This window comes from Rhodopseudomonas sp. NSM, from assembly GCF_052445935.1.
Classification (GTDB): domain Bacteria; phylum Pseudomonadota; class Alphaproteobacteria; order Rhizobiales; family Xanthobacteraceae; genus Rhodopseudomonas.
On the sequence record NZ_JBQTCH010000002.1, the window covers coordinates 237,308 to 251,249 of the forward strand.

The 13,942-nt window shown below is 65.7% G+C and carries 15 protein-coding genes; 4 read left to right on the plus strand and 11 right to left on the minus strand.

The genetic code is table 11. From position 1 onward, the window contains the following. Positions 1-65: 65 nt before the first annotated feature. Entirely contained in the window at positions 66-536 is a 471-nt protein-coding gene (locus ACTZWT_RS05385; RefSeq protein WP_322517228.1) for a DUF6163 family protein, read from the minus strand. Between the two features lie 182 nt (positions 537-718). On the opposite strand from ACTZWT_RS05385, the gene hemB reads away from it, so the two are divergent. From hemB to ACTZWT_RS05400, 3 genes are all read left to right on the plus strand, one after another. After that, positions 719-1,771 (plus strand): porphobilinogen synthase, encoded by a 1,053-nt coding sequence (gene hemB, locus ACTZWT_RS05390; RefSeq protein WP_444768681.1) that lies wholly within the window; start codon positions 719-721, stop codon positions 1,769-1,771. A 134-nt stretch (positions 1,772-1,905) separates the two neighbouring features. Further along, on the plus strand, positions 1,906-2,448 hold the full coding sequence (locus ACTZWT_RS05395; protein ID WP_444768682.1) for an RDD family protein: 543 nt from the start codon (positions 1,906-1,908) through the stop codon (positions 2,446-2,448). A 70-nt stretch (positions 2,449-2,518) separates the two neighbouring features. After that, positions 2,519-3,292, plus strand: a complete 774-nt coding sequence (locus ACTZWT_RS05400) for an arginyltransferase (protein ID WP_444768683.1) — start codon at positions 2,519-2,521, stop codon at positions 3,290-3,292. A 120-nt stretch (positions 3,293-3,412) separates the two neighbouring features. Here the strand turns inward: ACTZWT_RS05400 and ACTZWT_RS05405 are convergent, their stop codons facing one another. From ACTZWT_RS05405 to ACTZWT_RS05415, 3 genes are all read right to left on the minus strand, one after another. After that, on the minus strand, positions 3,413-4,792 hold the full coding sequence (locus ACTZWT_RS05405; protein ID WP_444768684.1) for an Nramp family divalent metal transporter: 1,380 nt from the start codon (positions 4,790-4,792) through the stop codon (positions 3,413-3,415). 251 nt (positions 4,793-5,043) lie between these two features. Then, the gene (parC, locus tag ACTZWT_RS05410; RefSeq protein WP_444768685.1) at positions 5,044-7,305 is read right to left on the minus strand and encodes a DNA topoisomerase IV subunit A; all 2,262 of its coding nucleotides are present in this window, start codon (positions 7,303-7,305) and stop codon (positions 5,044-5,046) included. Positions 7,306-7,487: 182 nt separating this feature from the next. Next, a complete protein-coding gene (locus tag ACTZWT_RS05415; protein WP_444768686.1) occupies positions 7,488-8,015 on the minus strand; it encodes a TetR/AcrR family transcriptional regulator in 528 nt (175 codons plus the stop codon). A 129-nt stretch (positions 8,016-8,144) separates the two neighbouring features. On the opposite strand from ACTZWT_RS05415, the gene ACTZWT_RS05420 reads away from it, so the two are divergent. Beyond that, a complete protein-coding gene (locus ACTZWT_RS05420; RefSeq protein ID WP_444768687.1) occupies positions 8,145-8,789 on the plus strand; it encodes a glutathione S-transferase family protein in 645 nt (214 codons plus the stop codon). A gap of 16 nt (positions 8,790-8,805) precedes the next feature. Here the strand turns inward: ACTZWT_RS05420 and recO are convergent, their stop codons facing one another. The 7 genes from recO to ACTZWT_RS05455 form a co-directional block, all read right to left on the minus strand. Then, entirely contained in the window at positions 8,806-9,555 is a 750-nt protein-coding gene (gene recO / locus ACTZWT_RS05425) for a DNA repair protein RecO (protein WP_444768688.1), read from the minus strand. 51 nt (positions 9,556-9,606) lie between these two features. Then, entirely contained in the window at positions 9,607-9,987 is a 381-nt protein-coding gene (locus ACTZWT_RS05430) for a hypothetical protein (RefSeq protein WP_444768689.1), read from the minus strand. A 10-nt stretch (positions 9,988-9,997) separates the two neighbouring features. After that, positions 9,998-10,918, minus strand: coding sequence for a GTPase Era (gene era / locus ACTZWT_RS05435; protein WP_444768690.1), 921 nt, complete (start codon positions 10,916-10,918; stop codon positions 9,998-10,000). Beyond that, positions 10,911-11,726 carry a ribonuclease III gene (rnc, locus tag ACTZWT_RS05440; RefSeq protein WP_444768691.1) on the minus strand — a complete coding sequence of 272 codons (816 nt, stop codon included), beginning with the start codon at positions 11,724-11,726 and terminating at the stop codon, positions 10,911-10,913. The genes era and rnc overlap by 8 nt, the downstream gene beginning before the upstream one ends. Continuing rightward, on the minus strand, positions 11,723-12,481 hold the full coding sequence (gene lepB, locus ACTZWT_RS05445) for a signal peptidase I (protein ID WP_444768692.1): 759 nt from the start codon (positions 12,479-12,481) through the stop codon (positions 11,723-11,725). The genes rnc and lepB overlap by 4 nt, the downstream gene beginning before the upstream one ends. A gap of 248 nt (positions 12,482-12,729) precedes the next feature. Beyond that, positions 12,730-13,155 (minus strand): holo-ACP synthase, encoded by a 426-nt coding sequence (gene acpS, locus ACTZWT_RS05450; protein ID WP_444768693.1) that lies wholly within the window; start codon positions 13,153-13,155, stop codon positions 12,730-12,732. Then, positions 13,152-13,916 (minus strand): pyridoxine 5'-phosphate synthase, encoded by a 765-nt coding sequence (locus ACTZWT_RS05455; RefSeq protein WP_444768694.1) that lies wholly within the window; start codon positions 13,914-13,916, stop codon positions 13,152-13,154. The genes acpS and ACTZWT_RS05455 overlap by 4 nt, the downstream gene beginning before the upstream one ends. Between the last annotated feature and the right edge of the window lie 26 nt (positions 13,917-13,942).

Here is a 13,942-nt window from a genome sequence, read left to right on the forward strand (position 1 = left end):
CCTGTTTTCTTATGGTTGTTGGCATCGCCGCCGGCACATTGCGGCCGGATCGGCCGAACTTGCGGCTATGGCGGCCGTTCACGGGCGGCCATCCAGGCCAGCGCCAGATAGGCCGCGAGCAGCAGCGCCTCGATCGAGACGACCAGCAGGCTGCCGCCATAGATCGCGGGGAACATCAGCTCGATCACCGCCATCGACACCACGGTGGTCAGCCAGACCACCGCGCCCCAGGGCGTCGCCAGCCACAGCCCGATCGCCGCCACCAGCTCGATCACGGCGAAATACACCGTCGCCGTCTGCCATGCCATCGACTGATATTCGAAGGCATCGTCTTCGCCGCCGACGAAACCGGTGATCTGGGCCCAGTGATACAGTCCCTTGCAGATCGAGATCACCGCCATCACCCGCAGGAACAGCACCAGGCGCTGGGTCCAGTCGTTTTCGTGAAGGTCGTCGCGTTCCGGCGCGATCGCCGCGACCCCGATCGAGGGGTCGCGCGGGGCGTGGTCGCGCGACGAAGGCTGGATTTCGGACATGCGGCTCGCTGTTCGGCGGTGGTCGATGGGCCGGAGTCTTGGCCTGCCGGACCGGCAAAATCAATCGCCTGTGATCGTGGCCGACGCCGCCGATTGCGCCAAATCAACAGCGCAGTGACGCGGGGGTGCCAAAATGCTAGTTTGATGCACCAAATCGGACGCCCACAGGGAGAGTTGGCAACATGGCGATCAAATTCGGCCGTCCCATCGAAATGCGAGACCCCGCCCCCCGGCCGTCCGCCCCGTCCCTCGACCTCACGGTGCGCCCGCGCCGCAACCGCAAGACCGAATGGGCCCGTCGGCTGGTGCGCGAGAACGTGCTGACCACCGACGATCTGATCTGGCCGATGTTCGTGATCGACGGCGACAATAAGCGCGCGCCGATCGCTTCGATGCCCGGCGTCGAGCGGCTCAGCGTCGATCAGGTGGTCCGCGCCGCCGAGCGCGCCGCCAAACTCGACATCCCCTGCATCGCGCTGTTCCCCTACACCGAGCCGTCGCTGCGCGACGAGCATGGCACGGAAGCGACCAACGCCGAGAACCTGGTGTGCCGCACCGTGCGCGCCATCAAGAACGAATTCCCGGACATCGGCGTGCTGTGCGACGTGGCGCTCGACCCGTTCACCAGCCATGGCCATGACGGCCTGATCGTGGACGGCCGCATCCTCAACGACGAGACCGTCGCGGTGCTGGTCCGGCAGGCGCTGGTCCAGGCCGAGGCTGGCTGCGACGTGATCGCGCCGTCCGACATGATGGACGGCCGGATCGGCGCGATCCGCGCCGGCCTCGACGACGCCGGCTTCCAGGACGTCCAGATCATGGCCTATGCGGCGAAATACGCCTCCGCATTCTACGGCCCGTTCCGCGACGCGATCGGCTCGGCCAAGGCGCTGACCGGCGACAAGCGCACCTACCAGATGGACCCGGCCAATACCGACGAGGCGATGCGCGAGGTCGAACTCGATCTCGCCGAGGGCGCCGACATGGTCATGGTGAAGCCGGGCATGCCCTATCTCGATATCGTCCGCCGCGTGAAGGAAACCTTCGCGGTGCCGACTTTCGCCTATCAGGTGTCGGGCGAGTACGCGATGATCGCCGCCGCGGCGAACAATGGCTGGCTCGACGGCGAGCGCGCGATGATGGAAAGCCTGCTCGGCTTCAAGCGCGCCGGCGCCGACGGCGTACTGACCTATTTCGCCCCGCAGGCGGCCGAGAAGCTGAAGAAGCAGGGCTGATATCAGGGACCGCTCGCTCCCGGACCCGGGCCCGGTTGCCGCTTTGTAATGTCGCGGCGGCCTTGCAAGGCACGCAGACCGTCGCCATTTCCAGCGCGTCGTGAGTTGCGGCGTGGAGCAAGGGAGCGAGGGTCATGTCTGACTACGGTTCGAACGGGCCTGGTGCGCGTGGGAATACCGACTGGCGCGACGAGGGCGAAACCTTCGATCCCTGGCGCAATCCGGAGCTATTCCAGGGTGTGCTGACCAAACGCGTATTCGCCTTCCTGATAGACTTGGTGGTGCTGTCGATCCCGGTGATTCTCGCCATCATCTTCATCACCGTGTTCGGCGTGATCACGCTCGGGCTGGGCTGGACGCTGTTCTGGATCGTATCGCCGGCCTCGGCGATCTGGGCGCTGATCTATTACGGCGCGTCGCTCGGCGGGCCGCATTCGGCGACGCTCGGGATGCGGGCGATGGGCATCGAAATGGCGACATGGACCGGCGAGCCGGGCTATTTCGTGCTCGGTGTGGTGCACGCGTTCCTGTTCTGGCTGTCGGTCTCGATGCTGACGCCGCTGGTGCTGCTGGTCGGCCTGTTCAACGGCCGCAGCCGGCTGCTGCACGACATCATGCTCGGAACGGTGGTGATCAACAGCATGGCGGCCGCACCGCAGCCGGCGCGTTCGTATTGACACGCCAAAGCGATTGACCCGGGACGGTCGCGGCGCGATGCTATGTCGCGGTGGAGGTTGACGAACCGACGTGACACAGCACTCGCGCGACACCCCGCAGTTCTATCTGACGGCCCCCTCGCCATGCCCGTATCTGCCGGGCCGGCACGAGCGCAAGGTGTTCACCCATCTGGTCGGCAACAAGGCCGGCGAGCTGAACGATCTGCTGACCCATGGCGGCTTCCGCCGCAGCCAGTCGATCGCCTACCGCCCGGCCTGCGACCAGTGCCGGTCCTGCGTGTCGGTCCGCGTCATCGCCAACGAATTCCGGCCCTCGCGCAACCAGCGCAAGATCCTCGCGCGCAATGCCGACATCGTCGGCGAGCAGCGCAATCCAGTGCCGACGTCGGAACAGTATTCGGTGTTCCGCGCCTATCTTGACCAGCGCCATCGCCATGGCGGCATGGCCGACATGACCGTGCTGGACTACGCGATGATGGTCGAGGACAGCCATGTCGAGACCCGGATCATCGAGTATCGCAGGCGCACCGTCGACACCGGCATCACCGGCCGCGGCGGCGATCTGATCGCGGCGGCGCTGACCGACGTGCTCAATGACGGACTGTCGATGGTGTATTCGTTCTACGAGCCGGGCGAACAGAACCGCTCGCTCGGCACCTTCATGATCCTCGATCACATCGCCCGCGCCCGCCGGCTCGGGTTGCCTTATGTGTATCTCGGCTACTGGATCGAAGGCTCCAAGAAGATGGACTACAAGGGCCGCTATCTCCCGCAGCAGCGCCTCGCCTCCTCGGGCTGGATCCGCGTCGACGCATCGGGCGAACATCCCGAGCCGCAGGACTAACTCCAAAGTCGTCAACCGCGACCCGAGGTCCAACGTACCGCGCAGCAGCGCGGCACGTCGGACACCTCAGGATGACGCTGATCAGCTTTAGAGTCAGGCCGGTGGTACGCGACGGGTCCGCTACCCGCCGGTGGCGAAGTCGAACACCAGCTTGATGTTCAGCGCGATGATGACCACGGCGATCGCCACCGCCGATGCCGTGAGCCAGCGCGGCGCGACGAATACGCCCATCTTGGCGCGGCTGGCGGTGAACATCACCAGCGGCACCACGGCGAACGGCAACTGAAGACTCAGCACGACCTGGCTGAGGATCAGCAACTGCCCGGTGCCTTTCTCGCCGAGCCAGATCGTCACCACCACGGCCGGCACGATCGCGATCATCCGCGTCACCATCCGGCGCAGCCACGGCGCCATCTTGAACTGGATGAATCCCTCCATCACGATCTGCCCGGCCAGCGTCGCCGTGATGGTCGAGTTGAGGCCGCAGGCCAGCAGCGCGATGCCGAACAGCGTCGGCGCCAGCGTCGAGCCGAGCATCGGCGCCAGAAGGGCATGCGCCTGATCGAGCTCCGCGACATCGGTCTTGCCGGTGTGATGGAAGGTTGCCGCGGCGAGGATCAGGATCGAGGCATTGATGGTGAGCGCGAAGGTCAGCGCGATCGTCGAATCGATGGTGGCGAGCTTGATCGCCTCGCGACGTTCGGGAACGCTGTCGCCGAAGCCGCGGGTCTGCACCAGGCCGGAATGCAGATAGAGATTGTGCGGCATCACCGTGGCGCCGAGAATGCCGAGCGCCAGATACAGCATGCCGGGTTCGGTGAGAATTTTCGTCGTCGGAGCGAAGCCGGCGATCACCGCGCCCCACTCCGGATCGGCCATCGCGATCTGGATCGCGAAGCAGGCCGCGATCACCCCGAGCAGCGCCACCACGAAGGCTTCGATCCAGCGGAAGCCGAACGCCTGCAGCGCCAGCACCAGAAACACGTCGGCGGCGGTGATCACCACGCCGAGTTCGAGCGGGATGCCGAACAGCAGATTGAGGCCGATCGCGGTGCCGATCACCTCGGCGAGATCGGTCGCGGTGATCGCGATTTCCGCCGACAGCCACAGCGGCCAGGACACCCAGCGCGGATAGGCGTCGCGGCAGGCTTGCGCCAGATCGCGTCCGGCGCCGACGCCGAGCCGGGTGCAGAGCGACTGGAGAATGATCGCCATGACGTTGGAGACCAGCGCGACGCTGAGCAGCGCATAGCCGTATTTCGAGCCGCCGGCGAGCGAGGTGGCCCAGTTGCCCGGATCCATATAGCCGACCGCGACCAGATAGCCGGGGCCGAGAAACGCGACGAGCTTGCGCCAGAACGATCCGCCCGTCCGCGCCGGCACCGAACCAAACATGTTCGACAGTGACGGCTCGCCGCGCGCCGACCGCCAACCTGACGCCGCCCCATCCGGCTGTGGCAACGGAACATCAGGGCTGGGTCGAGGCGTTTTCGCGTCCATCTCGTCAGACTGGATGATTTTGGTCCTTTTTGCAAATGACTAGCAACTGCAATGGACTATCAGATTTCAGCCCCTACTCGCTGATCGCCATCGCACCATGGTGAGGGTCATCGTCACCCGGGTCATTGATTGCAGATAAGTGGATTGCAGATAAGTGCCGTTCGGAAAGCCCATCAAGCAGTCGTGACATCGCGGCGGGACGCCGCGGCGAAGCGCGCGGCACCGCTTCTGGCGAACCGCCGCGGGCGCGCTCACTCGATGCCGCGGCCGAACTTGTTCGACTTCGGAAAACCCTTCGGCGGCAGGCGGCCGGCGTCGGCGCGATTGCCGCGCCATTCGGCCAGTTCCTTCATCGTCGCGCTGAACTCGCGGCCGGCGGAATCGCGCCAGCCGAGGCCCTGCTTCGATGCGAAAGTGACGATGTCGGACAGGCCGCCGTCCTTGTATTTCTGCAGCCGCACACCGCGGCCGCGCGTCATCTCGGGCACCTGGTCGAGCGGGAAGATCAGCATCTTGCGGTTGTCGCCGATCACCGCAACGCTGTCCGAGCCTTCGGCCACGACGGTCAGCGCCCGCGCCTCGTTCGGCATGTCGACATTGATGATCTGCTTGCCCTTGCGGGTGGTGCCGACGCAGTCGTCCTCGCCGACGACGAAGCCCTGGCCGTCATGGCTGGCGATCAGGAATTTGCGGCCGCCCTTGTGCACGAACATCGCGACGATGGCTGCGTCCTGCTCCATGTCGATGAACATCCGGATCGGTTCGCCGTGGCCGCGACCGCCCGGCAATTTCGCGACCTCGAGCGAGTAGAACCGCCCGTTGGTGGCGAGCAGCAGCAGCTTCGAGGTGGTCTCGGCAAAGAACGACCGCCCGAGCTTGTCGTCCTGCTTGAAGTTCAGGCCCGACAGATCCTCGACGTGGCCTTTCAGCGTGCGCACCCAGCCCTTGTCCGAGATCACCACGGTGACCGGCTCGCGCTCGACGAAGGCCTCCTCGATCGCGGCGATATCGTGCTCCGGCGCGTCGGCGAATTGCGTGCGTCGCTTGCCGAGCGGCGTCTTCGGCCCGAACATCTCGCGCACCTTGCGCACCTGCTCGCCGACCTTGGCCCACTGCTCGGTCTCGGATTTCAGGATCGCGTTGATGCCCTTCAGCTCGGCGCGCAGGTTCTTGTCCTCGGTGCGGATCTCGAATTCCTCGAGCTTGCGCAAGCTGCGCAGCCGCATGTTGAGGATCGCCTCGGCCTGCACGTCGGTGAGGTTGAAGGCCTTCATCAGGACGGGCTTGGGCTCGTCCTCGGTGCGGATAATCTTGATCACCTTGTCGATGTTCAGATAGGCGATCAGATAGCCGCCGAGCACTTCGAGCCGGTGCTCGATCTGCGCCTTCCGGTAGTTGGAGCGGCGCAGCAGCACGTCGCGGAGATGGTCGAGCCATTCGCGCAGGCATTCGGCGAGGCCGAGCACCTTGGGGATGCGGCCCTTCACCAGCACGTTGAGATTGAGCGGGATCCGGCTTTCCAGTTCGGTCAGCCGAAACAGCGATTCCATCATCAGGGCGGGGTCGACCGCGCGCGATTTAGGCTCGATCACGACGCGGACGTCTTCGGCGGATTCGTCACGGATGTCGCCGACCAGCGGCAGCTTCTTCTCGTTCAGCAGTTCGGCGATCTTCTCGATCAGCCGTGACTTTTGCACCAGCCAGGGAATCTCGGTGACGACCACGACCCAGGTGCCGCGTGCGCCCTCTTCCTGCGCCCATTTGGCGCGGGTACGGAATGCGCCGCGGCCGGTGGTGTAGGCCTCGGCGATGCTCTCCTTGGAATCGATGACGATGCCGCCGGTCGGGAAGTCGGGTCCCTTGACGAAGCGCAGCAGCGCCTTCGACTTGGCGTCCGGCTTCTCGATCAGATGCAGGGCTGCGTCGCAGAGTTCGGCGGCGTTGTGCGGCGGGATCGCGGTCGCCATGCCGACAGCGATGCCCTGCGCGCCGTTGGCGAGCAGGTTCGGGAAGCCACCCGGCAGAACGACCGGCTCTTTCGACTGGCCGTCATAATTCGGCCGGAACGCGACGCCGTCCTCGTCGATGCCGTCGAGCAGCAGCCGCGCGACGTCGGTCATACGCGCTTCGGTGTAGCGATAGGCGGCCGGATTATCGCCGTCGATATTGCCGAAATTGCCCTGGCCGTCGACCAGCGGATAGCGCGAGGAGAAGTCCTGCGCGAGGCGCACCAGCGCATCATAGATCGACTGGTCGCCGTGCGGATGGAACGAACCCATCACGTCGCCGACGATCTTGGCGGACTTCTTGAACGGCGTGCCGGGGTCGAGCCGCAGCAGGCGCATGCCGTAGAGGATGCGCCGATGCACCGGCTTCAGCCCGTCCCGGGCGTCCGGCAGCGCGCGATGCATGATGGTCGAGAGCGCATAAGCGAGGTAGCGCTCTTCCAGAGCGTCACGAAGCTGGACTTCGTGAATCTCGGCCGGCTCCGGCGGAATCAGTCGTTTTCCCATGGGGTGGAGTTAGCCTTTGGCTGGGTTTCCGGCAAGTTCTACGGCCGTTTTGCGGGCGCTCCACCCATCAAACTGTCTTTGAACGGTCGTTTCCGCTGCGGATGGCACAATCGGGCAGCAGATTGAGGCCAATGAGGCTTCGAACAGCCTTCGACCTGCTTACGTCCGCCCGCTGCTTCCGATCAGGCCGCGCACCAGTTCCGACAAGGCAGCACGATCCCGACCAGCGCCGAGACGAAGATTTCCGCGTGGAGCCGCGGCGCACCGGAGCCCGCTGCGGTCAGCGCCAGCTCGGCGCTGCGCCGCCAGGTCGCGTACCATTCGGCAACAATCGGACGATAGCGATCGTCGCGCGCCGCCGCCAGGAACGCCTCGTAACAGGCGATGTGGATCTCGGCGTCGGAGCCGAGCTCTTTGGCGTACCAGCCGACCAGCGCGTCGATCCACGCGTCCACGTCGAGCGCGTCGCTCTGCAGGCTCAGCGCCAGCGCGCGCAGACGCCTCACCTCCCGCATCAAGGCGAAATTCAGCGCGGCTTCGACCAGCAGGTCGCGTGTTCCGAAATGATGGGTGATGGCGCCCAGCGACGCGCCGGCTTCGGCGGCCACCGCCCTGTGTGTGACGCCCTTGAGCCCGCTCCGCCCGATCAGGCGCAACGTCGCCTCCATCACAGGGCGCTCGCGATCGTTGATCTCCACAATCTCGATCATAACCATCCTGCTCGCAGCAGCGTTCCCGGCCTCGGTTGACGGAACATTTGTTCTATTTTACAAAACTTCTGTTTCATTTCTCTGAACGCTACCTGCCGCGACCGCCGCTGCCAGCCTCGAGAGAGCCGAATGCCCACCTACCGCCTGCATTATTTCCCCGAATCCGGAAACAGCTACAAGCTCGCATTGATGCTGACGCTGTGCGGGCAGAGCTTCGAGCCGGTCTGGACCGACTTCGGCAGCGGCGTGACGCGGACGCCCGAGTGGCGGGCGCGCGTCAATCCGATGGGCGAAATTCCGGTGCTTGAAGAAGACGGCGTCAGGCTGACGCAGACCGCGCCGATCCTGCTGCAGCTCGCCGAGCGCTACGGCCGGTTCGGCGGCGCCGGTGCAGACGACAGGTTCGAAGTGCTGCGCTGGCTGTTCTGGGACAACCACAAGCTCAGCAGCTATTGCGCGACCTACCGCTTCGCCCGCACCTTCATGCCCTCGGCGAACCAGGACGTTCAGGCGTATTTCCGCCGGCGGATCGAGGATGCGCTCACCATCCTCGACAGGCATCTGCGCGACCACGCCTTCGTCGCCGGCGATGCACCGACCATCGCCGATTTTTCGATGATGGCCTATCTGTCGTTTCCCGACGATGAGACCGGCTTCGACCTGCCCGCTCACCACCCGGCAGTGAACGCATGGCTCGGCCGGATCGCGGCCTTGCCGGGCTGGCGCTCGCCCTACGATCTGCTGCCGGGACAGCGGCTCCCGCGATACAAATAGGCGCCCCGTGGCGTGTTCAGGGCGGCGCGACCCGCGCCAGCAGCTTCGTCACCGCGTTGATGAAACCATCCCGCGCGTCAGAATGCCCCTGCCCGCGCGGCTCCAGCACGTTGCGCAGCAGGAACCGGCCGGTTAGTTCGAAGCCGTCGCGCAGATCCTGATCGGACCAGCCGTTGCGGCCGTCATGGTCGTCGCGCAGAAAGCCGGGCAGCCGCAGCAGCTTGTCGCGCCACGGCTCGCCGGCTGAGCGCGACACCGCGCTGCCGGATTTCGGCGAGACGTAGATCAGTTCGGCGGTCGCGCCGGTCGCGGCGCAGGACGACAGATCGAGGCCGAAGCCGAGCTCGGCCAGCATCGCCAGTTCGAACCGGATCAGATGCGTCGCGGCCCCGGCGACGTCGTCGAAATCGTCGAGCGTGTGCTCCAGCATCTCGTAGATGTCTTCATGCGGGTCGCGCTCCGGCAGCAGCCGTGCCAGCGACGCGAGATGGGTGATGCCGTAGACCGCGTGAGACGACGCCAGCATCGTGGCGGCGCGCATCCGCGTGCCTTCGAGCTGATAGTAACCGAGATGTTCGTCGAGTCGCGCGCGCCACACCGCGAGCACGCTGTTGCCGGGTTGCAGCAGCGGCCGCAGCCGGGACGACGCGCCGCCGCGCACCAGCCCGAGATGACGGCCGTGGCCGCGCGTCAACAACTCGACGATCGCGCCGGCCTCGCCATGCCGCCGAACCCCGAGAATGATGCCCTCGTCGCTCCATTCCATGGAATGATCGTACAGGATTATTCGCCGGAGCGCAGCCGTGGCGGACGAGCCTCAGGCGTTGAACCAGCCGCGGGCGTCGCCGGTGTAGGACAGATAGATCCCCGCCGCGGTCAGCGCGGAAGACACGATGTCGATCCACAGACCGGCTTCCAGGCCGCTGCTCGCGATGATCTGCATCAGCGACACCACCGAGAACACCAGCGACGCGGTCAGCACGGCGCGTGCCCATTTCTTGCGGCCATGGGCGGCGAGCCAGACCAGATAGGTCAGCAGCATGATCAGCGCCGCGGCGATGGTGTTGGCGGCGGCGATGACGCTGGCCGACATCTCGGGATCCATCGTGCGGTCCTGAAACGCGACCGAGATGCAATCGAGCATCAGCGATGCCAGCAGCAGCACCTCGAACCAGTAGACATTCTTGGGAACGCTCATTGCGGCGCCGCTATTCCTTCGGAAATTCGAGGCCCATCTCGCGGTAGCGGTCCGGGTCGTTCTCCCAGTTCTCCCGCACCTTGACGAACAGGAACAGGTGGACCTTCTGTTCGAGGATCTCGCCGATTTCCTTGCGGGCTTCGGCGCCGATCGACTTGATCGTCGCTCCGCCCTTGCCGAGCACGATCTTGCGCTGGCTTTCACGCTCGACGAAGATCGTCTGCTCGATCCGCACCGAGCCGTCCTTGCGCTCGGTCCAGACGTCGGTTTCGACCGTCGACTGATACGGCAGTTCCTGATGCAGCTTGCGGAAGATCTTCTCGCGGGTGATCTCGGCCGCGAGATGCCGCAGCGGGGCATCCGACATCTGGTCTTCGGGATAGTGGAACGGGCCGACAGGGACGCCGGCAGCGAGCCCGCTGCGGAGATCGTCGACACCGTCGCCCGACAGCGCCGACACCATGTAGGTTTGATCGAACCGCAGCCGCTCGTTGGCCGCCTGCGTCAGCGCCAGCAGCTTTTCGCGCGGCACCAGGTCGATCTTGTTGATCACCAGCACTTTCGGATGACCGACATTTTCGAGATTGCCGAAGATCGTCTCAGCCTGCTCGTCGATCCCGCTGCGAGCGTCCAGCAGCACGCACACCAGATCGGCGTCGTGCGCGCCGGTCCAGGCCGTCCGCACCATCGCGCGATCGAGCCGGCGCTTCGGCGCGAAGATGCCGGGCGTATCGACCAGCACGATCTGCGAGCCGCCGTCGATGACGATGCCGCGGATCAGCGCGCGCGTGGTCTGCACCTTGCGCGACACGATGGTGACCTTGGAGCCGACCAGCGCATTGACCAGCGTGGACTTGCCGACGTTCGGGGCGCCGATCAGCGCGACGAAGCCGCAACGGGTGGCCGGAGCCGCATCAGTGGTTTCAGGCATCGTGACCGCCAGCGCTGACGCCTTCGCGGGCCAGCATCACCGAGGCGGCGACTTTCTCCGCGGCGCGCTTGCTGCCGCCGACGCCTTCGGCGGGATCGAGCCCCGGCAGGCTGACGGCGACGCGGAATTGCGGATCGTGATGCGGCCCGGTGCGTTCGACCTCGCGATACACCGGCGTCGGCAGGCCCTTGCCCTGCGCCCATTCCTGCAACACGGTCTTGGGGTCGCGCAGCGAGCGCGTCGGCTTGCGCATCCGCTCGGTCCAGTTGCGCTGCACGAATTCGGCCGCGGCCGGATAGCCGCCATCGAGAAACACCGCGCCGATCACGGCCTCGCAGATGTCGCCGAGCACGGATTTGCGCAAACGCGCGCCGGCGCCGGCGCCGACGGTGCCGAGCCGGACGCCTTCGTCGAGATCGAGGCTGCGCGCGACGTCGGCGCAGGTTTCCTTGCGCACCAGGTCGGCGAGGCGTTTCGATAGTTCGCCCTCGTCGGCGTTCGGAAAGGCGCGATACAGCATGTCGGAGACGACGAGGCCGAGCACGTGGTCGCCGAGGAACTCCAGCCGCTGATAACTGTCGGCGCGGTTGCGCGCAGACTTCAAAGCGGAGACATGGGTCAGCGCAGTGTTCAGGAGCGAGGGATCGGCAAAGCTATGTCCGATCCGCTGTTCGATCGCGACCGCCATGGCCTTCGACTTTGCCTTGCTGCGCCGCTTGCGCCCGGCAGGCGGCTCGGCCGGCGTCGCCGGCGCAGCCGCATCGCTGGCCATCGGCGGGCTGTCGATGCTGGTTACATCCTCGATCATCGCACAATCGAAAAGATACGGCTCCAGCGCACCGCGGTCGGCCAGCGCCAGATCTGCCAGGCGTGTTCGCCCTCGGCGATCGAGAAGAAGATCATCTGGGCGCGGCCGATGATGTTCTCGAACGGAACATAGCCGACCGCGGACAGCACCCGGCTGTCGGTGGAATTGTCGCGGTTGTCGCCCATCATGAAGAAGTTGCCGGGCGGCACGGTGTAGACGTTGGTGTTGTCGTAGAAGCCGTTGTCGACGCAATCGAGCGTCTCGTAGGAGACGTTGTTCGGCAGTGTCTCCTTCCAGCGCTTGACGCGAGCGGTGGCGTCCGAGCCGCACGGGTCCTCGCCGACATAGTCGGGCAGCCGCTCGCGCACCACCGGCTTTTCGTTGATGTAGAGCAGCCCCTCGCGCATCTGGATGCGGTCGCCGGGCAGCCCGATCACGCGCTTGATGTAGTCGGTGGAGTCGTCCTTCGGCAGCCGGAACACCACGACGTCGCCGCGGTTCGGCTCGGAGCCGAAGATCCGGCCGGAGAAGATCGGCGGAGACAGCGGGATCGAATAGTGGCTGTAGCCGTAGGAATATTTCGACACGAACAGATAGTCGCCGACCAGCAACGTCGCCTTCATCGATCCGGACGGGATGTTGAAGGGCTGGAACAGGAAGGTGCGGATCACCAGCGCGATGATGAGGGCATGAATGACGACACGGATCGTTTCGCCGATGCCGCTTTCAGATTTCGTACCGGATGTCACGCTCATCGCTTTCCCGATTCCCGTCGCGGGAGGCCGCGCGGTGGACGACTGTTCTCAGGTGAAGCGGACCGCTTCGCGATGAGAAGCTGCTGGAGACGGCGAAGGCCCGACAAGGCTGCTTCACCACAGATTCGACCCGCAGGGGGTTCCGCGCGGTTGTAGACTGTTGTCGGCAAGGGTGCAATCAACCGTCCCGACAAAACTCGCTAATCCTATGACGTATCAGTCACTTTTCCTGTGGCGGAAGCCCTGCGTCAAGCGCCGGACGCGACCGCAGGAATCGCCGAAATGACGACGAAGGCCTGCGCCAGCGGCCATTCATCCGTGATCGAGAGATCGATCTGGGCGATCATTCCGGCCGGGGTCAGGGCATCGAGGCGCGCCTTGGCGCCGCCGGTCAGCAGCATCGTCGGCCGGCCGCCCCGTTGATTGACCACGCCCATATCGCGCCACCAGACGCCCTGGCGAATCCCGGTTCCGAGCGCCTTGGAACACGCCTCCTTGGCCGCGAACCGTTTGGCATAGGTGGCGGCCACCAGGTTCGGCTGCTTGTCGCGCCGCCCGGCCCTCGCCTGCTCGGTCTCGGTGAAGATGCGGTCGAGGAACCGTTCGCCATGGCGTTCGATCACCTTGGCGATCCGGGTGATGTCGATAAGGTCGGAGCCGATGCCGATGATCATGCCGCGATCACCCTGGCGCGGCCGCGGTCCATCGCCGCCCGCATCGCCTTCACCGTCTCGCCGAGGCCGACGAACAGCGCCTCGCCGATCATGTAGAAGCCGATATTCAGTTCGACGATCTGCGGCAGCGCCGCGATCGTCTCGGCGGTGGCGTAATCGAGGCCGTGGCCGGCATGGACTTCGAGCCCGGCCGATTGCGCCAGCGCGGCGCCGGCGACGATCCGCCGCCACTCCTCCGACGCCCGCGCCGGTTCGTCGTCGGTGATGGCATCGCACCAGGCGCCGGTGTGCAGCTCGATCGCCGGCGCCTTCAGTCTAGCGGCCATCTCGATCTGCGCGGGGTCGGCGGCGATGAACAGCGACACGCGAACGCCGGCGTCGTTGAACCGCGCGATCGCGGGCGCCAGCGAGTCGCGCTGGCCGACGACGTCGAGGCCGCCTTCGGTGGTGAGTTCTTCGCGCCGCTCCGGAACCAGGCAGACCGCGTGCGGCTTCACGCCGAGCGCGATCCGGACCATGTCCGGCGTCGCCGCCATCTCGAAATTCAGAGGGGTGGAAATCTCCGCCTTCAACCGCTCCATGTCGTTGTCGCGGATGTGGCGGCGGTCCTCGCGCAGATGCGCGGTGATGCCGTCGGCACCGGCCTCGATCGCGGCCAGCGCGGCGCGCACCGGATCGGGATGGCGGCCGCCGCGCGCATTGCGCACCGTGGCGATGTGATCGATGTTGACCCCGAGACGCAGCGGAGAGAATTTCGGCATGTTGAACCTGCGGGACGTACTACGGA

Coding starts and splice junctions, on each gene's coding strand:
- acpS (WP_444768693.1), bottom strand. CDS start 13,155: ATGATCATCGGCATCGGCTCCGACCTTATCGACATCACCCGGATCGCC.
- ACTZWT_RS05385 (WP_322517228.1), bottom strand. CDS start 536: ATGTCCGAAATCCAGCCTTCGTCGCGCGACCACGCCCCGCGCGACCCC.
- hemB (WP_444768681.1), top strand. CDS start 719: ATGGCGATCAAATTCGGCCGTCCCATCGAAATGCGAGACCCCGCCCCC.
- lepB (WP_444768692.1), bottom strand. CDS start 12,481: ATGAGCGTGACATCCGGTACGAAATCTGAAAGCGGCATCGGCGAAACG.
- recO (WP_444768688.1), bottom strand. CDS start 9,555: ATGGAATGGAGCGACGAGGGCATCATTCTCGGGGTTCGGCGGCATGGC.
- ACTZWT_RS05395 (WP_444768682.1), top strand. CDS start 1,906: ATGTCTGACTACGGTTCGAACGGGCCTGGTGCGCGTGGGAATACCGAC.
- ACTZWT_RS05415 (WP_444768686.1), bottom strand. CDS start 8,015: ATGATCGAGATTGTGGAGATCAACGATCGCGAGCGCCCTGTGATGGAG.
- ACTZWT_RS05420 (WP_444768687.1), top strand. CDS start 8,145: ATGCCCACCTACCGCCTGCATTATTTCCCCGAATCCGGAAACAGCTAC.
- ACTZWT_RS05430 (WP_444768689.1), bottom strand. CDS start 9,987: ATGAGCGTTCCCAAGAATGTCTACTGGTTCGAGGTGCTGCTGCTGGCA.
- parC (WP_444768685.1), bottom strand. CDS start 7,305: ATGGGAAAACGACTGATTCCGCCGGAGCCGGCCGAGATTCACGAAGTC.
- rnc (WP_444768691.1), bottom strand. CDS start 11,726: ATGATCGAGGATGTAACCAGCATCGACAGCCCGCCGATGGCCAGCGAT.
- ACTZWT_RS05455 (WP_444768694.1), bottom strand. CDS start 13,916: ATGCCGAAATTCTCTCCGCTGCGTCTCGGGGTCAACATCGATCACATC.
- era (WP_444768690.1), bottom strand. CDS start 10,918: ATGCCTGAAACCACTGATGCGGCTCCGGCCACCCGTTGCGGCTTCGTC.
- ACTZWT_RS05405 (WP_444768684.1), bottom strand. CDS start 4,792: ATGGACGCGAAAACGCCTCGACCCAGCCCTGATGTTCCGTTGCCACAG.